The organism is Flaviflexus salsibiostraticola (genome assembly GCF_003952265.1).
GTDB classification, from domain to species: domain Bacteria; phylum Actinomycetota; class Actinomycetes; order Actinomycetales; family Actinomycetaceae; genus Flaviflexus; species Flaviflexus salsibiostraticola.
This window is the reverse complement of sequence record NZ_CP034438.1, coordinates 2,235,678-2,259,789: the sequence shown is the minus strand read 5'-3', so window position 1 is coordinate 2,259,789 and position 24,112 is coordinate 2,235,678. Positions and strand designations below refer to the sequence as shown.

The 24,112-nt window shown below is 67.8% G+C and carries 23 protein-coding genes, 1 tRNA gene and 1 pseudogene; 7 read left to right on the top strand and 18 right to left on the bottom strand.

Annotation, left to right across the window (positions count from 1 at the left end; translation table 11 throughout):
* Positions 1 to 21 precede the first annotated feature (21 nt).
* The 6 genes from mfd to EJO69_RS10465 form a co-directional block, all read right to left on the bottom strand.
* Complete coding sequence (gene mfd / locus EJO69_RS10490) at positions 22 to 3,588, bottom strand: transcription-repair coupling factor (protein WP_126041647.1); 3,567 nt, start codon at positions 3,586 to 3,588, stop codon at positions 22 to 24.
* Positions 3,588 to 4,166, bottom strand: a complete 579-nt coding sequence (pth, locus tag EJO69_RS10485) for an aminoacyl-tRNA hydrolase (RefSeq protein WP_126041645.1) — start codon at positions 4,164 to 4,166, stop codon at positions 3,588 to 3,590. The genes mfd and pth overlap by 1 nt, the downstream gene beginning before the upstream one ends.
* A 51-nt stretch (positions 4,167 to 4,217) precedes the next feature.
* Positions 4,218 to 4,838: a 50S ribosomal protein L25/general stress protein Ctc gene (locus EJO69_RS10480; RefSeq protein WP_126041643.1), complete on the bottom strand. Its 621-nt coding sequence runs from the start codon at positions 4,836 to 4,838 to the stop codon at positions 4,218 to 4,220.
* A 248-nt stretch (positions 4,839 to 5,086) separates the two neighbouring features.
* Positions 5,087 to 6,067 carry a ribose-phosphate diphosphokinase gene (locus EJO69_RS10475; protein ID WP_126041641.1) on the bottom strand — a complete coding sequence of 327 codons (981 nt, stop codon included), beginning with the start codon at positions 6,065 to 6,067 and terminating at the stop codon, positions 5,087 to 5,089.
* Complete coding sequence (locus EJO69_RS10470; protein ID WP_211331560.1) at positions 6,064 to 7,062, bottom strand: NTP transferase domain-containing protein; 999 nt, start codon at positions 7,060 to 7,062, stop codon at positions 6,064 to 6,066. Before EJO69_RS10470 ends, EJO69_RS10475 begins: the two co-directional genes overlap by 4 nt.
* Positions 7,063 to 7,131: 69 nt before the next feature.
* A tRNA-Gln gene (locus tag EJO69_RS10465) sits at positions 7,132 to 7,205 on the bottom strand.
* Positions 7,206 to 7,283: 78 nt separating this feature from the next.
* On the opposite strand from EJO69_RS10465, the gene EJO69_RS10460 reads away from it, so the two are divergent.
* From EJO69_RS10460 to EJO69_RS10450, 3 genes are all read left to right on the top strand, one after another.
* Positions 7,284 to 7,979 (top strand): TetR/AcrR family transcriptional regulator, encoded by a 696-nt coding sequence (locus tag EJO69_RS10460; RefSeq protein WP_245993631.1) that lies wholly within the window; start codon positions 7,284 to 7,286, stop codon positions 7,977 to 7,979.
* Positions 7,980 to 8,149: 170 nt separating this feature from the next.
* Entirely contained in the window at positions 8,150 to 9,067 is a 918-nt protein-coding gene (locus tag EJO69_RS10455) for an ABC transporter ATP-binding protein (RefSeq protein WP_126041638.1), read from the top strand.
* The gene (locus EJO69_RS10450) at positions 9,064 to 10,254 is read left to right on the top strand and encodes an ABC transporter permease (RefSeq protein WP_126041636.1); all 1,191 of its coding nucleotides are present in this window, start codon (positions 9,064 to 9,066) and stop codon (positions 10,252 to 10,254) included. The genes EJO69_RS10455 and EJO69_RS10450 overlap by 4 nt, the downstream gene beginning before the upstream one ends.
* A gap of 132 nt (positions 10,255 to 10,386) precedes the next feature.
* On the opposite strand, the gene EJO69_RS10445 is transcribed toward EJO69_RS10450, so the two are convergent.
* The 5 genes from EJO69_RS10445 to EJO69_RS10425 all read right to left on the bottom strand — a co-directional run bounded on the left by EJO69_RS10445 (position 10,387) and on the right by EJO69_RS10425 (position 13,682).
* Complete coding sequence (locus EJO69_RS10445; RefSeq protein WP_126041634.1) at positions 10,387 to 10,905, bottom strand: MarR family winged helix-turn-helix transcriptional regulator; 519 nt, start codon at positions 10,903 to 10,905, stop codon at positions 10,387 to 10,389.
* 63 nt (positions 10,906 to 10,968) lie between these two features.
* Entirely contained in the window at positions 10,969 to 11,826 is an 858-nt protein-coding gene (locus tag EJO69_RS10440) for a GDSL-type esterase/lipase family protein (protein WP_126041633.1), read from the bottom strand.
* Between the two features lie 31 nt (positions 11,827 to 11,857).
* Entirely contained in the window at positions 11,858 to 12,817 is a 960-nt protein-coding gene (locus EJO69_RS10435) for a M56 family metallopeptidase (RefSeq protein WP_126041631.1), read from the bottom strand.
* Entirely contained in the window at positions 12,814 to 13,185 is a 372-nt protein-coding gene (locus EJO69_RS10430) for a BlaI/MecI/CopY family transcriptional regulator (RefSeq protein WP_126041629.1), read from the bottom strand. Before EJO69_RS10430 ends, EJO69_RS10435 begins: the two co-directional genes overlap by 4 nt.
* Positions 13,182 to 13,682, bottom strand: a complete 501-nt coding sequence (locus tag EJO69_RS10425; protein ID WP_126041627.1) for a hypothetical protein — start codon at positions 13,680 to 13,682, stop codon at positions 13,182 to 13,184. Before EJO69_RS10425 ends, EJO69_RS10430 begins: the two co-directional genes overlap by 4 nt.
* 76 nt (positions 13,683 to 13,758) lie before the next feature.
* Between EJO69_RS10425 and EJO69_RS10420 the strand changes: the two genes are divergently transcribed.
* Genes EJO69_RS10420 through EJO69_RS10410 form a run of 3 tightly spaced genes read left to right on the top strand, consistent with a single transcriptional unit; the run spans position 13,759 to position 16,507 of the window.
* Complete coding sequence (locus tag EJO69_RS10420; RefSeq protein WP_126041625.1) at positions 13,759 to 14,469, top strand: DsbA family protein; 711 nt, start codon at positions 13,759 to 13,761, stop codon at positions 14,467 to 14,469.
* A gap of 2 nt (positions 14,470 to 14,471) precedes the next feature.
* Positions 14,472 to 15,407: a cytochrome c biogenesis CcdA family protein gene (locus tag EJO69_RS10415; protein WP_126041624.1), complete on the top strand. Its 936-nt coding sequence runs from the start codon at positions 14,472 to 14,474 to the stop codon at positions 15,405 to 15,407.
* Positions 15,404 to 16,507: a PQQ-binding-like beta-propeller repeat protein gene (locus EJO69_RS10410; protein WP_126041622.1), complete on the top strand. Its 1,104-nt coding sequence runs from the start codon at positions 15,404 to 15,406 to the stop codon at positions 16,505 to 16,507. The genes EJO69_RS10415 and EJO69_RS10410 overlap by 4 nt, the downstream gene beginning before the upstream one ends.
* Before the next feature lie 4 nt (positions 16,508 to 16,511).
* Here EJO69_RS10410 and EJO69_RS10405 read toward each other — a convergent pair whose 3' ends face one another.
* The 3 genes and pseudogenes from EJO69_RS10405 to EJO69_RS12805 form a co-directional block, all read right to left on the bottom strand.
* Positions 16,512 to 18,314: an ABC-F family ATP-binding cassette domain-containing protein gene (locus EJO69_RS10405; RefSeq protein WP_126041620.1), complete on the bottom strand. Its 1,803-nt coding sequence runs from the start codon at positions 18,312 to 18,314 to the stop codon at positions 16,512 to 16,514.
* On the bottom strand, positions 18,314 to 18,700 hold the full coding sequence (locus tag EJO69_RS10400) for a hypothetical protein (protein WP_126041618.1): 387 nt from the start codon (positions 18,698 to 18,700) through the stop codon (positions 18,314 to 18,316). The genes EJO69_RS10405 and EJO69_RS10400 overlap by 1 nt, the downstream gene beginning before the upstream one ends.
* Positions 18,701 to 18,778: 78 nt before the next feature.
* Positions 18,779 to 18,889, bottom strand: a pseudogene (locus tag EJO69_RS12805) (GHMP family kinase ATP-binding protein); the annotation flags it as partial.
* Between the two features lie 38 nt (positions 18,890 to 18,927).
* On the opposite strand from EJO69_RS12805, the gene EJO69_RS10395 reads away from it, so the two are divergent.
* A complete protein-coding gene (locus EJO69_RS10395) occupies positions 18,928 to 19,248 on the top strand; it encodes a hypothetical protein (RefSeq protein WP_126041617.1) in 321 nt (106 codons plus the stop codon).
* Positions 19,249 to 19,258: 10 nt separating this feature from the next.
* Here EJO69_RS10395 and rsmA read toward each other — a convergent pair whose 3' ends face one another.
* The 4 genes from rsmA to metG all read right to left on the bottom strand — a co-directional run bounded on the left by rsmA (position 19,259) and on the right by metG (position 24,068).
* Positions 19,259 to 20,122: a 16S rRNA (adenine(1518)-N(6)/adenine(1519)-N(6))-dimethyltransferase RsmA gene (gene rsmA, locus EJO69_RS10390; RefSeq protein WP_211331570.1), complete on the bottom strand. Its 864-nt coding sequence runs from the start codon at positions 20,120 to 20,122 to the stop codon at positions 19,259 to 19,261.
* Positions 20,109 to 21,185, bottom strand: a complete 1,077-nt coding sequence (locus EJO69_RS10385; protein WP_126041613.1) for a resuscitation-promoting factor — start codon at positions 21,183 to 21,185, stop codon at positions 20,109 to 20,111. Before EJO69_RS10385 ends, rsmA begins: the two co-directional genes overlap by 14 nt.
* Positions 21,186 to 21,345: 160 nt before the next feature.
* Entirely contained in the window at positions 21,346 to 22,281 is a 936-nt protein-coding gene (locus EJO69_RS10380) for a TatD family hydrolase (protein WP_126041611.1), read from the bottom strand.
* Positions 22,278 to 24,068, bottom strand: coding sequence for a methionine--tRNA ligase (gene metG, locus EJO69_RS10375; RefSeq protein WP_126041609.1), 1,791 nt, complete (start codon positions 24,066 to 24,068; stop codon positions 22,278 to 22,280). Before metG ends, EJO69_RS10380 begins: the two co-directional genes overlap by 4 nt.
* Positions 24,069 to 24,112: the final 44 nt, after the last annotated feature.

Sequence of the window (24,112 nt, the reverse complement as noted above, 5' to 3'; positions counted from 1 at the left end):
TGATAGGCCCTCGAGATGGTGTCAGCCGACCGCGGCGTCGGGGCTGTTGCCACCCCGGCCCTCCGCGTCGGGCAGGAACACGGCCCTCATGAGGTCCGCGAACCAGTCGCCGAAGTCCTCGTTCATGACCGGCTCGGGAGCTGAGCCGAGCCTGCCTTTGCCCGTGACCGGCAGGGGGACGAGGACGGAGCGCACGGCAGGCTTCACGACGGCGCGGGGATGGAGGCGCTTGAGCCTCATCTGCCTCGAATCGGGCAGGGCGACCGGGTAGAGCCGCAGGTACTCGCCCTGGACGACCGCATCCTCGAGCTTTGCAGCCCGCATCGTCTCCCGGATCTGGGCGACGAGGAACATGCGCTCAACCGCGGGCGGGATCGGACCATACCGGTCGACGAGCTCGGCGCGGATCTGGTCGCGCTCCTCCTCGGTCGAGGAGTTGGCGACCTTCGAGTAGATGTCGAGGCGCAGGCCCTCCTGCGGCACGTACGAGTCGGGCACGGTCGCCTCGATCGGCAGATCGAGCTTGATGGGCGGCGGCTCGGGCTCGTCCTTCCGGCCGCCGGTCAGCATCGCCTGCATGGCCTCCACCTGTTCGGCGATCATCCGCACGTACAGGTCGAAGCCGACTCCGGCGATGTGGCCGGACTGCTCCCCGCCGAGGAGGTTGCCCGCCCCGCGGATCTCGAGGTCCTTCATGGCGACCTGGATGCCGGAGCCGAGCTGGGTGTGCGAGGAGATGGTCCGCAGGCGGGCCACCGCGGTCTCCGTCATCGCCTTGTCCGGCGGGTAGAGGAAGTAGGCGTAGGCGCGTTCGCGGCCGCGCCCGACCCTGCCGCGCAGCTGATGGAGCTGGGACAGTCCGAGGCGCTCGGCGTTGTCGACGATGAGGGTGTTGGCGTTGGAGATGTCGAGGCCCGTCTCAATGATCGTCGTGCAGACGAGCACGTCGACCTCGCGGTCCCAGAACTGTTGGATGACGGTCTCGAGCTGCTTCTCGCTCATCTTGCCGTGGGCGACCGCGACGCGGGCCTCGGGGACGAGCTCCTCAACCTTCTTCGCCTGGGCCCGAATCGACTGGACCCGGTTGTGGACGTAGAAGACCTGCCCGTCGCGCAGGAGCTCCCTGCGGATCGCGGCGCTGACCTGCTTCTCCTCGTAGGGGCCCACGTAGGTGAGGATGGGGTGGCGCTCCTCAGGCGGAGTCGCCAGTGTCGACATCTCGCGGATGCCTGTCACCGCCATCTCCAACGTCCTCGGGATCGGGGTGGCCGACATCGACAGGACGTCGACGTTCGCGCGAAGCTGGGTGAGGGTCTCCTTGTGCTCGACGCCGAAGCGCTGCTCCTCGTCGATGATGACAAGGCCGAGGTCCTTGAAGGAGATCGAGCCGGTCAGCAGCCGGTGGGTGCCGACGACGACATCGATCGAGCCATCCTTGATCCCGGCCTTGACCTTCTCGGATTCCTCCTCGGACTGGAAGCGGGACAGTCCCGCCACCGTGACCGGGAATCCCGCGTAGCGCTCTTGGAAGGTCTCGAGGTGCTGAGAGACGAGCAGTGTGGTCGGCACGAGGACGGCGACCTGCTTCGAGTCCTGGACGGCCTTGAAGGCGGCCCGGATCGCGATCTCGGTCTTTCCGTAGCCGACATCGCCGGAGATGAGCCGATCCATCGGGGTCGGGGATTCCATGTCCCGCTTGACCTCGTCGATCGTGACGAGCTGGTCGGGCGTCTCGACATACGCAAACGCATCCTCGAGCTCGCGCTGCCACGGGGTGTCCGGCGAGAACTGGAAACCCTTCGTCGCCTTCCTCGTCGCGTAGAGGCGGACGAGCTCGCCCGCGATCTGCTCGGTCGCCTTCCGGGCCTTCGCCTTCGCCTTGGCCCAGTCCGCCCCGCCCATCTTCGACACCTGGGGCGCCTCGGAACCGGAGTAGCGGGACACGAGATCGAGGGAGTCCGTCGGGATCCACAGCTGATCGCCGGGCATGCCACGCTTCGAGGGCGCATATTCGACAACGAGGTACTCGCGCATCGCACCATCGGTGCCGTCGATCGGACGCGAGTCCATCCGCAGGAAGCGGCCCACACCGTGACGGTCGTGGACAATGTAGTCACCGGGCTTGAGCTGAAGCGGATCGACGGTCGCGCGCCTGCGCGACGGCATCTTCCTCATGTCCTTCGTCGAGGAGCCGCCGCGGCCGGTGATATCCGAGGCCGCAAGGACGGCGAGCCTGACGCCGGGGATGATGAAGCCGGTCGAGATCGGGGCCGCCGTGATCGTCACGACGCCGGGGATCTCCTCGAGCTCGGTGACGAACTCAGCCGGAATATCCTGCTTATTGAGCTCGGAGGCGATGCGGCGGCCGAGGCCGCCGCCCTCGACGACGATGGTCGGCCACCAGCCCTGCGCGGCCAGCATCCCCATCTCACTCAGCGCGGCATCAACGTCGCCGTGGAACGGCTTCGGCTCCTGCGCCTCGACAGCCCGCTTCGTGCTGTCGAGCTCCTGATCACCGGTGAAGCCGCCGAAGCTCCACCACGCCATACCCCGGCCCCGAATCGCCCGCCCGACATCCTCGATCTCGAGGAAGGACGCGTCCGAGACGGTGAGGGGGACGTCGCCGCCGGCGGCGGCCGACGACCACGCGGCCGCCAGGAACTCCTCCGTCGTCGCGACAAGATCCTGGCTGCGGGAGAAGACCCGCTCGGGCTGGACGACGACGACGCGTGAGGCGGGGTCGAAGAGCTCGTGGATCGGGTGCATGCCCTCGGTGAGGACGGGCGCGAGCGATTCCATCCCCTCGACGGCGATGCCCTGCGCGATCTTCTCGAGCATGTCCCGGGCACCCGGCAGGCTGTCTGCAGCCCGGCGGGCACGCTCGCGGACGGCCTCATCGATGAGGATCTCCCGGCAGGGCGGCGCATAGACCTCGTCGACGACCTCGAGTGAGCGCTGGTCGGCAACCGAGAAGGACCTGATCTCGTCGATCTCATCGCCGAAGAACTCGACGCGCAGCGGGTGCGGTTCCGTCGGGGGGAAGACGTCGAGGATGCCGCCGCGGATCGCGAACTGTCCCCTCGACTCGACCATATCGACACGGACGTAGGCGGCGTCGACGAGCGCGGTCGCCAGTGCTTCGAGCTCCATCTCCTCGCCCGTGCGGACGCGGACGGGCACCATGTCACCCAGGCCCTTGACGACGGGCTGCAGGAGAGACCTGATGGGGACGATAAGGACAGAGAGCCTGCCGAACTCCTCAGGGTGGGCGAGCCGCCGCATGACGGACAGCCTTGTCGCGACGGTGTCGGCGCGGGGCGACAGTCGCTCGTGCGGGAGCGTCTCCCACGAGGGGAGGATGTCGAGCTCCTCGCGGGGCAGGTACGCCGCGAGGGCGCCCAACAGCTCGTCGCCGTCCCGACCGGTCGGGGTGACGACGACCGTCGGGCGGTCCCCGTCCTTCGCGAGCAGGGCGAGGGCACCGGGGATGAGGCCGAGTGGCATGGCCACATCAAGGCGCTTATCCCGGGAGAGCGGGAGCTCGGAGAGTGTCGGCTCGTTGCGGAGCCTGCCGAGGACGGCTTCCATCAGCCCGCGTGCAGGCGTGCCTGGGCGGCGACGAAGCCCATCGTCAGCACGTCATCGACTGCGTCGGCCGCCTTTGCGACGGTCACCTGGTACTCGGTCTGGGCTGCGCCCTTGAGGGGGCTCAGCACGAAGTCGGCAGCATCCTGCGAGCCGGGCGGTCGCCCGAGACCGATCCGCAGCCGCTGGTAGTTCTTCGTCCCGATCGCGTTCGTGATCGACTTGAGGCCGTTGTGCCCGCCCTCGCCGCCGCCGTCCTTGAGGCGAAGCGTGTGGGCGGGCAGGTCGAGATCATCGTGGATGACGAGGAGCTCCGACGGCTCAATCTTGAAGTATTTGAGCAGTGCGTTGACGGGCCCGCCGGAGACGTTCATGTAGCTGTCGCACACCGCGAGGACGAAGCCGCCCTCGTCGATGGGGGCGGCCGTCATCCGACCCGTCATGAGGAAGGTGCGAGAGCGGTGTGCCGTCAGCTTCCCGCCGGCGCGGCGCACGAGCTCGTCGATCACCATGTGACCGACGTTGTGCCGTGTATTCGCGTACTTCGGGCCCGGGTTGCCGAGTCCAACTACTGCTCTCATACCACTCCCATGAAGAGCGCCCGGGCGTGGCCCGGGCGCTCCTCTGTTCAATTACTCAGTGTCCTCTGCGGCGCCCTCGGCTGCGGCGGCCTCGGCTGCCTCAGCGTCGGCCTCCTCGAGAGCGGTATCGCCCTGCGGGACGATGACCGAGACAACGAGGTCCTCGGGATCCATCTCCGTCGAGACACCCTCGCCGAGCGGGAGGTCGGCGATGCGGAACTGCGTGCCCGCGGGCTTGCCCTCGACATCGACCTCGATCGACTCGGGGATCATCGTCGCGTCGGCGAGGATCGTGACGGTGAGAAGATCCGTCGTGACGGCGGTTCCGGGGGCGGGCTCGCCGACGACGGTGATCGGGACGGTGACCTCGACCTGCTCACCGGCGCGGACGCCGATGAGGTCGACGTGCTCGATGTCCCACGTCATCGGGTGGCGCTGGATGTCCCTCACGAGGGCCAGCTGGTCCGTACCGTTGATCGTGACGGTGACGAGGGCGTTCTGGTTGTAGCGCACGGCGAGGAACGTCTCGTGCGCATCCAGTGCGATGTGAGTGGTCTCGGCGCCGTGTCCGTAGACGACGGCGGGGATCTGACCTGCGCGGCGGAGGCGACGTGCGGCGCCCTTGCCGAAATCTTCGCGGACGGTGTTCGTCAGCTTGACGGATTCAACCATAGTGTCTCCTTCTATATCGGCACTTTCGTGCATGAGCCTCGTAGGCCACGTGCCGGGTGACACTTGGACCGCGTCGATAACGGAGTGCGGCAGAACCGCCTCCCTCGCCGAGGCAACTCACATATCCTAGCGCAGACTCTCGGACGTGCGAAGAGAGGGGCCTATGGCCCCTCTCACTCACATACTCACCAGGGTGAGGACTCCCCCGCCGACTGGAACGAACCGTCCGGCCCGCAGGAACAGCGCTCCTAGTGCGCGCCCTCGAATAGGCTCGTGACCGATCCGTCGTCGAAGACCTCATGGATCGCTCGACCCAGAACCGGCGCGATCGGCAGGACCGTCAGCTCCTTGAAACGCTTCTCCCGCTCGATCGGGACCGTGTCGGTGACGACGACTTCGCGGGCACCGGACTCGGCGAGGCGCTTGACCGCCGGGTCCGACAGGACGCCGTGGGTGGCGGCGACGATGACGTCCGCCGCGCCTGCCTCCAGGAGGACACGGACCGCTTCGCAGATCGTCCCGCCGGTATCGATGAGGTCATCGACGAGGACGCAGGTGCGGCCCGCGACGTCACCGACGACGCGGTTCGCGACCGCCTGGTTGGGGCGGGAGATGTCGCGGGTCTTGTGGACGAAGGCAAGGGGGGTGCCGCCGAGGCGGTCCGCCCACTGCTCGGCGACACGAATGCGGCCGGCGTCGGGCGAGACGACCGCGGTCTTCTGCGGGTCGATCCTCGTGCGGACATATTCAACAAGGGTGGGCATGGCCCACAGGTGGTCGACCGGGCCATCGAAGAAGCCCTGGGTCTGGGCGGCATGCAGGTCGACGCTCATGATCCTGTCCGCGCCGGCCTGCTTGAACAGGTCCGAGACGAGGCGGGCCGAGATCGGCTCGCGACCCTTGTGCTTCTTATCCTGGCGGGCGTAGGGGTAGAACGGTGCGACGACGGTGATGCGCTTGGCGGAGGCCCTCTTGAGGGCATCGACCATGATGAGGCTCTCCATGAGCCACTTGTTCACCGGCGGGGTGTGCGTCTGGATGATGAAGGCGTCTGCCCCGCGCACCGACTCCTCGAACCGGACGTAAATCTCGCCGTTGGCGAAGTCATAGATCGTCGTCGGGAGGAGGTCGATCTCGAGGTAGTCCGCCACCTCGGACGCGAGCGCTGAATGCGATCGTCCACTGGATATGACGAGGTGCTTGGCTCCGGTGGAGTGGATACCGGTCATGACTGTCCGTCCTTCTGCGTAGCGTCGACTGAGAGAGAAGTGTGTGCGTGGCGCGCGAATGAGACGTCGACCCCGGGGCCGACCTCGACGGAGTCGAGATAGACGTGGGGTCCGATCGCCGCGCCGGAGGCGATGGACGTGGTGCCGGTGAGGTAGCTGCCGGGCCGAACGAGTGAATCGGGTTCGAAGGTGACGCCGACTTCGACCCAGGTCGAGGACGGGTCTTCGACCGTCGTACCCGCCCGCATCGCGTCCTCAAGCAGGCGCCGGTTCATGATGGCGCGGAGATTGGCGAGCTGGACACGGTCGTTGACCCCTTCGACGCACAGCGGATCGCCGATATAGGAGCCGATCCGCAGGCCCTGGCCGTAGCCGCCGGAGATGACGTCCGTCAGGTACATCTCCCCCTGGGCGTTGTCCGTACCGAGGCCGCCGAGCATGCTCCGCAGAATCGCGGCGTCGAAGACGTACATGGAGGAGTTGATCTCGTCGATCTCGAGCTGCTCCGGCGTCGCGTCGCGATGCTCGACGATCGAGGAGATGATGCCGTTCTCGTCCCGGACGATCCGGCCGTAACCGGTCGGGTCGGGAACGTGGGTCGTGAGGACGGTGATGTCGTTGCCCGTGTGCGCAGCCATGAGGGCAACAAGGGTGTCGCCGTCGAGGAGCGGGGTGTCGGCGGCCGTCACAAGAACGGGTCCCTCGAGATCCTCGGGGAGCGCCTGCAGGCCGCACCAGACGGCCCGACCGGTTCCCGGCACCTCATCCTGGTCGGCGATGATGGCGTGCGGGGCGATGGCGGAGATGTGGGCCGCGACGAGGTCGCGCTCGTGGCGCACGACGACGACGAGGCGGTCTGGGTCAACCGCCGAGGCGGCGTGAAGAACGTGGCCGACGAGGGATCGTCCGCACACGTCATGCAGGACTTTCGGGGTTGCAGATTTCATCCGTGTCCCCGCACCCGCGGCCAGAACAATGACCGTCGGGCGGGGCATGGTCGTCTCTCTCATCACGATCCCAACACTACGTGGGAATGCCGACTCTGTGCGCCGGATCCCGATCTGTGGCTCCGCCCTCAGGGTTCGAACCTGAACTAAAGGCTTCAAAGGCCTCTGTGCTGCCATTACACCAGGGCGGAACGCACACCCTTCAGTCTGCCAGCTGGGACGGGGGCGAGCCAAAGCCTCTGGCCGGTTCCGCGTGGAATACTGGTCACATGAATGATCAGGTTCCCGCGAGGAAAGTGCGCATGTCCCGGTCCGAGCGGAGGCTCCAGCTCATCGGCATCGCCCGCGCCAGCTTCGCCCAACGCGGCTACGACGCGACCTCGATCGAGGAGATCACCCAGGCGGCCGGGGTGTCGAAGCCTGTCCTCTACGAGCACTTCGGCGGCAAGGAGGGTCTCTACCAGGTCATCGTCGACCGGGAGATCAACCTGCTCGTCTCCATGCTCACCGAGTCCCTCCCGCAGGCGTCCTCCCCGCGCAAGGCCCTCGAGCTCACCATTGTCGGCCTCCTCGACTATCTCGAGACGAACCCGGACGGCTACCGCCTTCTCGCCCACCAGTCGCCGGCAGGCGTATCGACCGGTGTCTTCTCCCCCGTCATCGGCGAGGTGACCGAGCACCTGACGGTCCTCATGGCCGCCCTGTTCGAGCGCCAGGGCTTCGACCCGCTGAGCCTTCCCGTCTACGGGCAGCTCCTCGGCGGAGCCGTCGCCCAGGTCGGCATCTGGTGGATCGCCGAGCGCGAGGCCGCCGACGCGGGCGAGCCCGTCCAGCCGCGCTCGAAGGAGGAGATCGCGGCCCACACCGTCAATCTCCTGTGGAACGGCCTCCACCGCCTCGAACTCGACCCGAAGCCGATCGGCACGCCGGATACGGACGAGAGGCTCAACCCGCGGAGCAGCTGAGAATCGCGGCCGGCTGACGCGCATTCGACCGAGACGGTCGTGTGAGGGGCGCCACGATCACTGCTGTGTGCTGAATCCATTTTCGCCGTGGGATAGATTATTCGTGGCAATCGCGCAGGTCACAGTGAACCGCGCTCGTCACAATGACCCTCTCACCCTGAAGGTGCTTCATGCTCTCGATCGAGGAACTGTACAAATCGTACGGCTCTGTCACCGCCCTCAACGGGCTGTCCTTCCACGTCAACCCCGGTGAGCTGTTCGGATTCGTCGGCTCGAACGGCGCGGGCAAGACCACCGCCATGCGCATCATCCTCGGCGTGCTCGCCGCCGATTCCGGCCGCGTCACCTGGCAGGGCCAGCCGCTCGACCACGACATCCGGCGCGACATCGGTTACATGCCCGAGGAGCGCGGGCTGTACCCGCGGATGAAGGTCGGCGAGCAGCTCATCTATCTGGCCCGGCTCCACGGACTCTCCGCCGATGAGGCGGCGGATGCCATGGAGCGGTGGACCGAAAAGCTCGACATCGCCCACCGCCGGGACGACCTGGTCCAGACCCTGTCGCTCGGCAACCAGCAGCGCGTCCAGCTCGCCGCGGCCCTCGTCTCGGATCCGACGATCATGGTCCTCGATGAGCCGTTCTCCGGCCTCGACCCGGTCGCCGTCGACGTCATGAGCGATGTCCTGCGGGAGAAGACCCGCGAGGGCGTGCCCGTCATCTTCTCCTCGCACCAGCTCAGCCTGGTCGAGAATCTCTGCGACCGCGTCGGCATCATCTCCGAGGGCGCCATGGTGACCGTCGGCGAGATCGACGAGCTGCGGCAGACCGACCAGCCGGAGTACGAGATCGTCACCGACGCCGGATCGACCGCCTCCTTCGAGCATCTTGGGCTGGCAACCGCGCTGCAGGAGCAGCGGGGCGAACGGGTGCTGCGAAGGCTGGTGGCACCGCGACCGGATTTCGATGAGCAGCAGATCCTCAAATCTGCCCTCGCCCACGGCCCTGTCTACGAGTTCTATCGCCGCAGGCCGCACCTTGAAGAGCTGTTCCGCGGCGTTGTCACCACCCAGTCGAAGGAGACCCGATGAACTCGACGATTCTTGTGGCGCGCCGCGAGCTCCAGGCCCAGCTGCGCTCGAAGTCCCTCATCATCTCAACGATCGTCCTCACCATCCTCATCCTCGCCGCTGGCGTCCTCGGTCGCTTCCTGCTGGACGATGAGGGGGTCGAGGGCGGGGGTTCGGCCACCGATGTGGTGGAGCTGGACGCGACCGTCGGCGTGACCGAGACGGCGATGCCGCTGTCCGACACCCTGAGCGCCGCCGGTCTCACCGTTGTCCCCCTCGACGGCGACCCCGAGACGGTCCTCGAGGAGAACGAGGACGTCAGCGCCCTCATCGACGGCACTCCCCAGAGCCCCCAGATCTTCGCGCTCGAGGGCGCGGAGAATCTCGACGTCATCACATCGATCACCCAATCGGCCGCGACCACCGTCGTCGTCAGCGATCAGCTCGGCGACGAGGCCGCACCCGGCGTGCTCGAGGCGATGAGCGAGGCGCAGCAGATCATGCCCGAGATCGTCGGCGGCACCGAGTTCGATCCTGTGCTCTTCACGGTCGGCACCCTGACGGCCGCGATCGTCTACGGTGTCATCGCCTTCGGCATCGCCATGCTCGCCACCGGCGTCGTCGAGGAGAAGTCGAGCCGCGTCGTCGAGATCCTCCTCGCGACGATCAAGCCCCGGAATCTGCTGCTCGGCAAGTTCCTCGGCATCGGCGCCGCCATCCTCGCCATGGTCGCCACCTATGTCCTGGCGATGGTCGCGGCGGCCGCGATCGCGGGTCTCCTGCCCGAGATCAACATCGGCCGCTACATCCCCATGCTCATCGTCTGGGTGCTGCTCGGCTACATCATCTATGCCTCCGTCACGGGCGGCCTCGCCGCGACCGTCTCCCGGCAGGAGGACATCGGCGCGATCACCGGCCCGATGGTGTTCCTGTCCCTCATCCCGTTCTACTTCGCGATGTTCTACGTACCCGAGAACCCGGACTCGACCGTCACCCAGATCGTAGGATTCGTTCCGTTCTTCAGCCCGTTCGTCCTCCCAGTCAGGGCGGCCTTCACCGATGTGCCGGTCATGGACGTCGTCATCGCCATCGCCATCTGTCTCGCCGCCATCCCAATCCTCGCCGCCCTCGCAGGAAAGATCTACGAGCGCTCAATCCTCCACACAGGAACGCGCATGAAGCTCAAGGACGCCCTCCGAAGTAGGTGATGACAGACCCTGCGAAGCAGGTGATGACACCCCGCCACGCAGGTGACAGACGAGGCGCCTCCCCGACCGGGGAGGCGCCTGTTATGTCTCCGTCTGATCGGCTGCCGATCGTTCACTCGGAGTGCAGCAGATCTATCGGTCGTCCGCCCCGCTGAACGGGAGCAGCATCTCCCGAAGAATCCGGCTGACGGTGGCCTTGTCCTCGTCGGAGATGTGGGCGAGCATCGCCGCCTCGCTGCGGAGCAGGTCCTCCATCGCCCGGTCAGACTTGGCGATGCCGAGATCGGTCGCCTGAACGTACTTGATGCGACGGTCCCGCTCGTCCTGCAGCCGTTTCGCATGCCCGCGCTCGACCATCGAGTTGATGCGGTGGGTGAGGGTCCCTGAGGGGACGAGGAGCTGGTTCATGAACTGCGAGGGCTGGGCCTGGAACGGCTCCCCCTGCCTGCGCAGGAGCGACAGCATCTCGAACTCCCATACGTCGAGCCCGTGGGCGGCAAAGGCCTCCCTCCGGAATTTCTCGAGGTGGCGGTTGAGGCGGAGCAGGCGGGAGAAGATCTCGAGCGGCGACGAATCGAGGTCACCACGCTCTCGCCGCCACGCCGCGACAATCTCATCGACCTCATCGGATCGGTACTCCCCCGTACTCATAGCGAAAGAATACTCGATATCGAGATTTATTCGCGCGTCAAAGACTATGGCCGCAGACCGCTGTCACAGGACGAGGCCGAGGTGGGCGATGAGGGCCGAGCCGCCCGCCCGCCATCCCGCGTCCGTGGGGTGGAGCAGGTCGCGGATGCTGCCATCCGTGTGGATCCAGCTGTTGGCCGCGCCCAGGCCATGCCCCTCCCAGATCGGAGTGAGCGTCTCGACGTAATAGACGTCGCCGATCTCGGCCGACATCTCAGCCGCCAGCTCGCGCAGACTGTCCTCCCACTCCTGCTGGAACCCGGCCGCATCGACCGGGATCTCCCCCGCGGGCCCTCCCTCGATGAGTCGGGGGTAGGGCACGAGGTGGAGGCGGGCCTGCGGGGCGATCTCCCGCAGGGCGATGAGGGCATCACGCTGCCTGTCAATGACGGTGCCGACCGACTGCCGTGCGCTGTCGACGGCGATCTCGCACTGCTCTGGGTTTCCCTGGAAAAGGCAGGCGCCTGCGATCGGGAGGAAGCCGATATCGTTGCCGCCGATCATGATGAACACGTCGGTCGCACCGGCGGCTGCCTCGATCTGCGGGTCGAGGGTGATGGTGCAGATGCCATCCTCGAGCGTCGCAGTCGCCCCCGTCATGTCTGTCGCGCACTCCGTACCGTCGGCCCGCGTCTGGGAGATGATGCGGGGCTCGGTCAGGTCGGCGACCTTCGCGCCGCTGCAGGCCGCGTTGACGGCCGTGCCGCCGAAGAAGTCCGCAACACGTTCGATCGATGCCTGTTCGGAGCGGAGGCACAGCTCGTCGCTGTACTGCCCTGCGCCGTGGCCGGAGGAGTAGGAGTCGCCGATGGCGACTGCATCGACCTGGGCTCCCTGGGCGAGAAGCAACCCGGCCATGATCAGCCCCGCGACGACGCTCATGAGCCCTGCCCCCGGGCGTGGATGGTGTCCGTCATAGGGCACATCCCACCGCGAGCGCGGCGGAGTAGGGCGCGAACACAAGCGCCGTCACGGCGGCGAGAACCACGACGAGCGAGATCATGACCGCGGTCGGCAGGGCCCCTGCCCGGCCGCGGGCCGGGGCGACCAGCTGGCGCACACGCTCCGGACCCGCCATGTGCAGCGCACCCTCTCTGACCGCGCTGCGCTCGCCGAGCGTGAGGAGGGCGCTGACTACGGCGGTCGTCCCCGCGGCCTTCTGTGCCGCCCGGTCTGCGGCGATCTCGAGATAGGCAGGAAGCATGCGCCTGGCCTCCCGGATGAGGGGCACGGCGGTGAGGACGGTTGAGATGGAGTCGGTGAGGGCCATGACCCAGTGGTGGCGCTGCCTCACGTGGGCACGCTCGTGCGCGAGCACTGCGGCCAACTCCGCCCGCTCGAGAGCCGCGAGTGCCCCGGTCGATAGCACGATCCCGCCGCGGGCGCCGGGAAGGGAGTAGGCCAGCAGTCGATCGTCCGCCACCACCGTCACCCTGTGTCCGGCAATGACCCGGCTCTGGCCGCTCACGCTCTCTGCGGCTTTCACCAGCTCCCCCACGTTCGATCGGAGCCGTACCGCGACCGCCGCCCCGAGCACCACTGCGGCGGCGGCCGGCAGCGCAAGAAGGAGGATCGACGGAACGGGACCCGACCCGATCTCTGCGCCGAAGGGGTTGGCTGCGCTGATGCAGCGCTGGCAGACCTCGGCGGCGCCCTCGGGGAGAATCGTCGGCCCGGACAGGAGCCACGCGGCGAGGGGACCGATGCTCAGCAGCGCGGCCGGCCACAGGAGGATCGTGCCGGCGAGCACGGCGATTGCGAGGCGCGGCAGTCGGACGAGCAGCGGTGCCGAGCGGCGCAGCAGCAGCGGTCCGACAATCGCGGCGAGGACGACCGCGAGCGCGAAAGCCGAGGCGAGCGCCACCACGCTCACCGCTCAGCCGCCTTCGACGTGAGGAAGTCGCGCAGCAGGACTCTGTCTGTCTCCGACATCGACTCGACGAAATGGAGGATCGACGAGGCTCGGTCGCGGCTGCCTCGCAGCACGCACGCCATCTGATTCGCCTCGTATTCGGCGCGGCTCATGCCAGCCGAGTACGTCGTCGACCGCCTCGAGCGGGAGATCTCGACCATTCCCTTCCGGTCGAGATTGGCGAGGACGGTCGCGATCGTCGTGTAGGCAGGATTGGAGGCGATGTGGGAGATGATGTCGCGAACGGTGCCCGGCCCCACGTCCCACAGGACGTCCATGACCTGCGCCTCCAGCGCGCCGAGGCGGATCGGCTCCTCGAACTCAGTCATCGCCCGACTCCCGTCCGGCAGGCGACCTGCCCGCGCAGGCGCCACACGAGGGCGATGCCGGTGAGGGCGAGCGCGCCGATGGCGAGGACGGGCTGGAGCGGAGCGAACCAGGTGATGGCGCCCGAGTAGCCGAGGGCGAGGAGTGCGATCTTGTTGCAGACGGGACAGCCCACAGCGAACCACGCGAGGGCGGTGCCGACTATTCCGAACCGACGGGTCCTCGGCGATCCGTCGTCCTCGCCAGCGATGTACGTGGCGAGGAGCATGCCGGAGAGGATCGAGGTGAGGATCCAGACCGGGTAGTTCCACCAGACGGGCGGTATGTCTCGACCGAAGATCGGATTGGGAATGAGAACGGTCGCGATTCCGATGACAAGCGCGATGGCGATGCTGGCAGCGGCCGCCACCGCGACCTGCCGGCCGGTCCACCCCCGCAGGGCGGTTACCACCGGGCTGCCCGTTCCGCGATGTGCTAGGAGCTGATCTGCAGGCGTCATGCTGTGATTCTGTCACACTCTCGACTATCGTCGATAGTTGACTATGCTGGATAGTCGTCAACCGAACGGAGACCCCATGCCCAACCGGACTGCCGCGCGGCCTGCTGTGCTCGTCCCCCTCGCCATTCTCATCATCGCCGCCGCACTCATCGTCGCCGTTCTCGCGCGCGGCGGGGGCGAGGAATCCGACGCCTCCGGAGTGGCGAGGGTCTCCGCCCCGACCCAGGTCCAGGGGCCCTCAACACCCGACTACTCGACGGCCGAGCGACGACAGGAGGGCGACCCGCTGGCGATCGGCCCGGTCGACGCGCCAGTCGTCATGGTCGCCTTCTCTGACTACCAGTGCCCGTTCTGCGCTCGGTGGACCGAGCAGACCCTGCCGAGCATGCTCGACTATGTCGACGCGGGCGAGCTCAGAATCGAATGGCGGGACCTCACGGTCTTCGGCGAGGATTCCGAGCGGGCCGCCCTCGCGGCGCACGCAGCCGGGCAGCAGGGCGCGTTCTGGGAGTTCCACGACGCCCTGTTCGTCGATGGGCAGGTCTCCTCCGACCTGACCGAGGCTGCACTGACCGGTGTCGCCGGCGAACTCGGCCTTGACGTCGCGCAGTTCACCGAGGATCTGTCCTCACCGGAGACTGCCCGAGCGGTGGCCGAGAACCAGCAGCTCGGCATCGACCTCGGCGTGTACTCCACACCCGTGTTCTTCATCAACGGACAGCCGGTCGTCGGAGCCCAGCCGACCGAGGTGTTCACGGGCGCGGTCGACACGGCCCTCGCGGAGTAGCCGTGGACGTCGGCTTCGTCACCGCCTTCCTCGGCGGAATCCTCGCCCTGCTCTCACCGTGCGCTGCGCTTCTGCTGCCCTCGTTCTTCGCCTCGACGGTCGGTTCGGGGCCGCGGCTCCTGCTCCACGCGGGCGTGTTCTACGGCGGCCTGCTCATCATCCTCGTGCCGCTCGGCGTCGGGGCGGGCGCCTTCGGGTCGCTGTTCCTCACGCACAGGACCGAGCTGATCACCGTCTCCTCGCTGCTCCTCATTACGCTCGGAATCGCCCAGATCTTCGGTCTCGGGTTCGACCCGTCGTCGATCCTCCCCGGGCAGTCCGCGGCCCGTGGCCGCGCGGCATCCGCCACCGGGTTGGTCAAGACCTTCCTGCTGGGGACGACGAGCGGGGTCGCCGGGTTCTGTGCCGGCCCCATCCTCGGCGCGGTGCTCACCGTCGCCGCGGCGAGCGGCGACAGTGTGACGGCCGGTCTCCTTCTGGCCGTCTACGGCGCCGGCATGGTGGTCCCCCTTCTCCTCATCGTCGCCCTCTGGCGCCCGCTGGGCGGGCGCGGCCGCTCTCTGCTCCGCGGGCGGGGCTTCACAGTGGCGGGCTTCCGGTTCCACACGACCTCGGTCCTGACCGGTGCGCTGATCACCGCCACCGGCGTGCTCTTCTGGGCCACCAACGGACTGGTGGGCATGCCGGAGGTCGTCTCGGCCTCAACCCAGGCCAACCTCCAGGAGGGCGCGGGATTCCTCTCGAATCCCATCGTCGACATCGCCGCCATCGTCGCGGTCGCCGCCCTCATCACCGCCATCTGGTACGCGCGCCGGACCCCGGCCGCGCCGACTGAACCAGAGCCATCGCAGTCCGCCGGGGAGGGCGACCACCCGCCGTTCGGCGGCACGACGCCTCAACCGGGCGGCAACATCATCACACCGAGGGAGATACCGTGACTTCTCGCACTCCGCATCGGAGGGGCGCTGCACTGGTAGCCGCAGGCGCCCTGCTCCTCGCCGCCTGCGGCTCACAGCCTGACATCGATCGAGAGGTGAAGACGGAGCATGCCGAGCCGACCATCGTCGACACCTCGGACATGAACGTGCCGATCGCCCTCGACGGACTCGAGGTGCTGGACCCGGGGTGGGATCTGCCGCCGCAGTTCGCGGACGGCATCTATCTCTCCGCCAGCCTGGATGACGTTCTCACCTTCGAGGCGATGACGATATTCGGCGAGGTTCTCTGGTCAACGCAGCGACCCTCCTCCTTCACCGACTTCGCCGTGACGTCGACGAGCGACGGCATGCCCGTGGCTGTCCTGCTCGATGACGGGGAGTCGACCAGCCTCTCGGCGCAGGCCTATGACCTGCGGACGGGTGAGAGCCTCTGGGGGCCGGTCGATGTTCCTGGTTCCTTCGAGGGGCCGGGGCTCATCTTCTCCGATGAGGGCGAGCGCTTCACCCTCGACCCCGACGACGGCACCATGATCACCGGACCCTACCTCGCCGAGTACTCCGGCACCCTGCTCGCCGCAGAGGAGGAGGTGCTCAGTGCAGTCGACCCGTCGGGCACGACTCTGTGGTCGGTCGACGCCGGCGAGCCGACGAGCACCGAGTGGGTGGGGATGGACGGCGAGTACGCCCTGCTGAGGGAGGGCGACCGTGGTCGCATCATCGACGTCGCAACTGGACAGACCGTCGCCGAGTCGGCTCAGAGCGCGGGCGTCGATCCCGCGACCGGCACGCTCGTCGTCCGCGATGCATCGGCGCTCCATGCCTACGGCGAGGGAGAGGCCCTCTGGTCGATCACCGTTGGCCCCGAGACGGAGCTGGTCAGCGTGGGCGGTATCTTCGCCTACCTGCGCGAGGGGGATGCGATCAGGGTCCACAACGTCCTGACCGGGGCGATTGCTCAGGCCTATTATGCGGACGGTGAGGGGACGGTCCTCGTTCCCGCCCACGTCACGCCCCAGGGTGCAGCGCTGCTTTTCGGGCCTGATGGCGGCTATCTGCTCGCCGCCGTTCCCGAGCAGCCCTCGGAGGCACCCGCTCCCTAGGCACTCAGTCGGCCTGCTCGGCCGCCCACAGCCACTCCTCTTCGAGGTCGTCGATGCGCTGCTGGATGCGGGCAGCCTCATCGGTGAGCTTCGCGAGGCGCTCGAAGTCGAGCGCGGCGACAACCTGCTCGTCCTGGATCTTGGCGAGCGCCTCACGCTCGCGGGTGAGCTGCCGCTCGACCCTCGCCATCGTCTTCCTCGCGGTCCGGGCAATCGCAGCATCAGAGACGGTCGGCTCGGGCCCGCTCTCGACGATGTCGTCGATGACCTCCTGGGCGGCCCGGAGCGTCAGGTACTCGTCGATCCCGCCCGGCAGGTGACGCACCTGCCCCTCCATGACCGCAACCTGATGGTCGGTGATCCTCTCGAGCAGGTACCGGTCATGGGAGATGACGACGAGGGTGCCCGGCCAGTCGTCGAGCAGGTCCTCGATCGCCGACAGCGTATCGGTGTCGAGGTCGTTCGTCGGCTCGTCCATGAGGAGGACGTTCGGGCTCGCCATGAGGAGCCTGATGAGCTGGAGGCGGCGCCGCTCGCCGCCGGACAGGCGGCTCACCTCGGTCCACGCCCGCTCCCGGGTGAAGCCTAGACGCTCGACGAGCTGGCTCGCCGTCATCTCCTTTCCACCGACGTCGATGGAGGTGGCGATCGAGCTGACCGATTCGACGACCCTCATGTCGCCCACCGCATCCAATTCGGACGTGTGCTGCGACAGCTCGGCGAGCTGGACGGTCTTGCCGCGCTTGACGCGCCCGCCCGTCGGCTGGAGCCTGCCGGCGATGAGGCCGAGCAGGGTGGACTTGCCCGACCCGTTGGCGCCGACGATGCCGAGCCGCTCCCCGGGGCCGAGCCGCAGGGTCGTTCCCTCGAGGATCGACCGCTCGCCGTAGGAGAATGACACGTCCTCGAGGTCGATGACGTCCTTGCCCAGCCGGGCCGTCGCCATCTTCGTCAGCTCGACCCGGTCGCGGGGCGCCGGCTCGTCGGCGATGAGCTCATTGGCGGCCTCGATCCGGAACTTCGGCTTCGAGGTCCGTGCGGGCGCTCCCCGACGCAGCCAGGCCAGCTCCTTGCGCAGGAGGTTGGCCCGCTTCGATTCCGCCTGGGTGCGCTGGCGCTCACGCTCGGCGCGTGCGAGCACGTAGGCGGCGTAGCCGCCCTCGTACTGCTCGACCCGGCCGGGCTGGGGGCTGCGGCCACCGGCCCCGTCGTTCCCGGGCACGACCTCCCACATGCGCTCACAGACGGCGTCGAGGAACCAGCGATCATGGGTGACCGTGACGAGCGCGCCTCGGCCGCGGGAGAAGCGCTCGGTGAGATAGCGGTGGAGGTAGTCGACACCGTCGACGTCGAGGTGGTTCGTCGGCTCGTCGAGGATGATGAGGTCGGCGTCGGCCGTCAGGACGGAGCAGAGCGCAACCCTGCGCCGCTGACCACCGGAGAGCTCGTTGACACCCCGGTCGAGATCGACATCGGGGATGAGGCCGGCGTGGAGCTCGCGGATCGCCCGCTCTGATGCCCATTCGTGTTCGGAGGCTGTGCCGTGGATCGCGGCGCGCACCGTCGTGTCGGCCAGCTCGTCCCGCTGCGAGAGGACTGCTGCACGCAGCCCGCCGGTGCGGGTCACCCGACCGTTATCGGCCTCGAGCTCGCCTGTGATGAGCCGGAGAAGGGTCGACTTGCCGCCGCCGTTCGGACCGACCACGCCGACCCTCGCGCCGTCATCCAATCCCAGGGTGATATCGCCGAGGATCGGGCGGGACCCGAGAGTGATTCCGACATCCTCCATCGACAGCAGGTGCGCCATCAGCTGCTCCTCACGATATGTGCGCCGGCGACCGGGCCGTCGGCCCTCACCGCGCGCAGGCCTTCCTTCGACAGCTGCCCCGCGAGAGCATCGGCCGCCTCCACGCTCTCGCACAGCACACCGATCGTAGGCCCGGAACCTGAAAGGACCGTGGCAATGCCCGCCCCATCCAGCCGATTGAAGCGCTCCGCGAGGTCGGTCCGGAGCGTGAAGGCGGGCTCGGCGAGGTCGTTGACGAAGAGCCCGGACAGGTCACCGAGGACCTGTGAGCCGAGCGCGTTGATGAGCTCCTCGACCGGGGCCGGATCGTGCGGCTCGGGGTGGAGCTCGTCGTAACGGCGGAACACCGCCGGGGTCGACAGACCCTCGTCATCGAGCACGAGCACCCACGACTGGAAGGCCCCCGGCGTGATCGGCTCGAGGTCCTCCCCCCGGGAGGTGCCGAGCGCGAGCCCTCCCCTGAGGAGGAACGGAACATCGGATCCGAGGTCGGCGGCGAGGGCATGCAGCTCCGACGGCGGCAGATTGAGGTCCCACAGAGCATTGAGGGCAACGAGGGTGCCCGCCGCATCTGCACTCCCCCGGCCAGGCCGCCCGCGACGGGGATGCCCTTATGGATGGCGATGCGGGCGCCGCGGCCGGTGCCCGTGTGCCGCTGGAGGGCGCGTGCCGCCCTGAGCGCCAGGTTGTCGTCATCGATCTCAAGCTCGATTCCGGTGATCGTCAGAGACAGGTCCTCGGCCGCCTCGACGACGATCTCATCCCACAGGTCCAGCGCGCAGAACACCGTCTGCAGGGGGTGGAATCCGTCGGGGCGCGCACCGCCCACTCGGAGAGCCAGATTGATCTTCGCGGGGGCCTGAGCGTAGACGATATGCACGACGCAAGGATACGCCGTTTCAGGCCCCACATCCGCACGATCGCGGCTGGCTGAGGTCTTCGACTCAGACCCGCGCGTGCGCGATGGCGACGAAGTCCTCGATCGTCAGCGTCTCACCGCGTCGGCTCGGGTCGATGTCGGCGGCGCGCAGAATCTCCTCGGCACGGGCCGGACTGCCCGCCCACCCTGCCAGCGCCTGCCGGAGGGTCTTGCGGCGCTGCGAGAAGGCGGCATCGATGATCGCGAAGACCTCTGACCTCTCCGCATCCGGGGCCGGTCGCCTCTCGAAGCGGACCAGTGCTGAGTCGACGTTGGGGACCGGCCAGAACACGCTGCGGGAGATGAGGGGGCCACGGGTCGCCTCCGCGTACCACGCCGTCTTCACCGAGGGGACGCCATAGACACGTGATCCCGGCGGCGCGGCGAGCCGCTCCGCCACCTCGAGCTGGACCATGACGTCGATGACCTTGAGGGAGGGCAGGAGCTCGAGTGCCGTGAGGAGCGCGGGCACGGCAACGTTGTACGGCAGGTTCGCCACGAGGAACGTCGGCATGAAATAGCCGAGGGCGGGCGGGACCGCGAGCTCGTGGTGGGCCAGCTTGAGCGCGTCGAACTGGGCGACAGCGAACCGCTCGGGGCGGTCATGGCGTGCGTTGACCGTCTCCGGAAGGGCCGCCGCGAGCACCGGATCGATCTCGACCGCAGACACGTACGCGCCCGCCTCGAGAAGGGCGAGCGTGAGCGAGCCGAGTCCGGGCCCGATCTCGAGGACGTGATCGCCCTCGGAGACACCGGCGTGGGACACGATCCTGCGGACCGTGCCCCCATCGCCGACAAAGTTCTGTCCGAGCGTCTTTGTGGGGCGTATGCCGAGCCCGCTGCTCAGCTCCCGGATGTCGCTCGGGGTGAGAAGGTCAGTACCAGCCACGCGCGTACGAGTGGTTGAGTGCACCGCAGGGCGTGCCGTAGCGGCCCTGGATGTAGTCGAGGCCCCACGCGATCTGGGTGGCGGGGTTCGTGCGCCAGTCGGCGCCGTGCGATGCCATCTTGCCGCCCGGGAGGGCCTGCGGGATGCCGTAGGCGCCCGAGGACGGGTTCTGGGCGAGGTGGTTCCAGTTCGACTCGCGCTCCCAGAGCGTCTCGAGGCACTGGAACTCCGAGTTCGACCAGCCCTTGCCGGCGACCATCTGCTGGGCGATGCCCTTGGCGCCGCCTGCGCTGACGACGACCGGCTGTGCCGGGGCGGGCGCGGGTGCCGCGGCTGCGGCAGGGGCCGGAGCCTCGGTTGCGGGGGCGGGTGCGGGCTCCGGAGCGGCCTCGGGCTCCTTCGTGCCGACGGAGATGACCTCATCGACCCTGTCGGCCTTGCGGACGACGATGGTCTGCTCGCGGGACTCCTCCTCGCCGTTGACGAGGGTGACGCGATGGGTGACGCGGGTGACGCCGCTGCGCCCCTCTGTCGTCACCGTCTCGGTGCCCTTCTCGAGGGTCGGGTCCTCACGGCGGATGGTCTCGAACTCATCGACCTGCTCGTCGACGACAGTCTCGTAGGACACGCGCTCGATCGTGACAGCAGCACCATCCTCGACGGCGCTCGCGAGATCGACGTTGACGCGATCATCGTGGCCAACGCGAATGCCGGCCTCGGACAGGGCACGGCCCCAGGTCTCGGCCGTGGTCGTGACCTCCTGGGTCTCACCGTCGACCTCGACCGTGAAGGCACGGCTGAGGTCCGGGAGATCCGTAACGATCTGGAGAGGTGCGCCGAAGGCGCCGGCGACGGCATAGGCAGGGGCAGTCGATTCCGTCGAGACGGCGACGGCGGAGAGCGCGGTGGCGGCGGCGAGAGCTGCGACCGCGCCGTAGCGACGGGAGCTCATCGGGATAGCTGGGGATTCGGTCGACCATGCGGCCTTCGCCCGGAAGGCGCTGCCCTCCGGGGCCTGGACAATGGCGGGAGCCTGGTCTGGTCTGCGGGAGTGACGTCCCATGAAGTAACCTCGTCAGTCTGTCTGTGTCGAATACTTGACCGAGTGTAATCAAATGTTGCTCGATTGTAATCAAAACGTGATCTAGTGCGCCAGCCCCAATCCGCGCCTGCACACAGGAGCACCGCACGGCCACGACGGACCGACTGGCCGAAAACCCAGGTCAACGGCGGAAATACGCCATTTCAGTCGCTTCGACCAGCTCCTCGCACACTGTGTCGAGCGGCACACCGCGGATCTCTGCCATGGCCCGCACTGTGAGAGTGACGAGGTAGGGAGCGTTGGGGCGGCCCCGATGCGGGTGCGCGGTCAGGTAGGGGGCATCGGTCTCGACGAGGATGAGCTCGGCGGGGAGGGCTCTCAGCGCCTCCCGCAGGCCCCCATTCCGGGGAAAGGTGACGGTCCCGGCGAAGGAGGCGTACCAGCCGTTCTCCGCGAGGATCTCGGCCAGATGCCGGTCGCCTGAGAAGCAGTGGAAGACAGTCCGTTCGGGCGCCCCGTCCTCGAGGAGGATCCGCACGGTGTCCTCGTGCGCCTCGCGATCGTGGATCTGCAGGGGCAGGCCGAGCTCCTTCGCCAGCCGGATGTGGGCGCGGAAGGACTCCTGCTGGGCGCTCCTGCCCGCATCGCCCGTCCGGAAGTAGTCGAGTCCCGTCTCGCCGATGGCAACGATCTCGGGCTCGCGGGCAAGGTCGGCCACCATGTCGATCGCCTCGTCCAGATCGTACTGCCGATGGTGGTCCTCGACCTGGGGTTCAAGACCATCGGGCGCGATCTCGACAACCCCGGCGTGCATGGGTGCCTCGTTCGGGTGGATGGCGATCGCGGCCGAGAATTCCGGGTGGGCGCGGGCGAGGTCGATGACGTCGCGCAGGTCCGGGACCTCGCAGCCGACGGTGATGGCGCGGCTGACCCCCGCCTGCCTCATCGCCCGCAGCTGCCCCTCGATGAGGAGAGGATGGCCGGGGTTGCCATCGTCGTCGAGGTTCTGCACCTGCCCCGGCCGGTCGGTGCCCACGTGCGTGTGGTTGTCGATGACCGGGATGGGGAGCGGCTCCGGGATCGGAGGGAGCGCGGAGCGTCCCTTCTTCTTACTCACGCGTCTGCGAGGCGGGCGAGCTCCTCGTCGACGACCTCGGGGTCGAGCTTGACGAAGACGGGGCTCGGCTTCTCGATCGGGGTGCCGGCGATGACAGTAATTCGCGACCACGGGCGCAGGTCCGTGTAGTCGCCGGTGATGATCGGGTACGGATCTCCCCCGTCCAGATCCTCGGCCTCGTCAATGCGGGGCATGGGCGCGAGATCGCCCGCCCCGCCGAGGATGAGATCGATCGCGTTCGAGGAGTGCGGAAGGAAGACCGACATCATCGTGTTGAGATCGGAGACGGCCTGAATGAGCGTGTTGAGGATCGTCGCGAGCCGCTCCCGCTCCTCCGGTGCCTTGAGCTTGAACGGCTCGGTCCGGGACACATACGAGTTGGCGACGCCGATGATCCGCATGACCTCGGCGAGCGCCGAGCGCTGGTGGTGGTTTTCGATGAGGGAACCGACCCGCTCGAAGCCGGCCTCGACCTCGTCGAGGAGCTCGCGGTCAATATCCTCGAGCGGTCCCGCCTCGGGGATCTCGCCGAAGTTCTTTGCGATCATCGCCGCAGTCCGGTTGACGAGGTTGCCCCAGCCGGCGACCAACTCGGAGTTGTTGCGGCGCACGAACTCGGCCCACGTGAAGTCCGAGTCGGATGTCTCGGGGCCGGCGATCGAGATGAAGTAGCGCAGCGCATCGGGCTGGTACCGGGCGAGCACGTCCCGGACGTAGATGACGATCTTCTTCGAGGAGGAGAACTTCTTCCCCTCCATCGTGAGAAACTCGGAGGCGACGACCTGGGTCGGCAGGTTGAGCTCGCCGAACGTGCCGGGCTCCCCACCCTTATCTCCCCGGCCGTTGTAGCCGAGCATCTCCGCCGGCCAGATCTGGCTGTGGAAGACGATGTTGTCCTTGCCCATGAAGTAGTAGGAGAGGGCCTCCGGGTCGTTCCACCAGTCGCGCCAGCGCTCCGGCTCGCCGATGCGGCGGGCCCACTCGATCGAGGCGGACAGGTAGCCGACCACCGCGTCGAACCACACGTAGAGCCGCTTGTTCGGCTTGTCCTCCCAGCCGGGGACGGGGATGCCCCAGTCGATGTCGCGGGTCATCGCCCGCGGGCGGATCTCGTCGAGGATGTGCTGGGAGAACTTGATGACGTTGGGACGCCACAGGCCTGATCCCTCACGCTGGTCGAGCCAGCGCGACAGCTCGCCGGCCAGCGCGGGCAGGTCGAGGAAGTAGTGGTCCGTCTCGACGAACTCGGGGGTCTCGCCATTGACCTTCGACCGGGGGTCGATGAGCTCGACCGGGTCGAGCTGGACGCCGCAGTTGTCGCACTGGTCGCCGCGGGCCCCGTCATAGCCGCAATGCGGGCACGTGCCCTCAATGTAGCGGTCGGGCAGCGTGCGGCCCGTGCTTGGGGAGACGGCACCCGACGTCGTCTCGACGAGCATGTAGCCGTTGTCCCGCACGGTCTCGAACATCGACTGGACGACGGCGTAGTGGTTCCGGGTCGTCGTCCGGGTGAAGAGGTCGTACGACAGGCCGAGGGCGACGAGGTCCTCGACGATGATCCGGTTGTTTCGATCCGCGAGCGCCTTCGGCTCGATCCCCTCCTGCTCGGCGGCGACGAGGATGGGGGTGCCATGCTCATCGGTCCCCGACACCATGAGGACGTCGTGCCCCACCATGCGCATGTAGCGGGAGAAGACATCGGACGGCACCCCGAACCCGGCGACGTGGCCGATATGGCGGGGGCCGTTGGCGTAGGGCCAGGCGACAGCGGAGAGCACTCGAGACATAACACTAAGGTTAATGCTTCGTGCGCTCAGGGAGGAATCTCGCC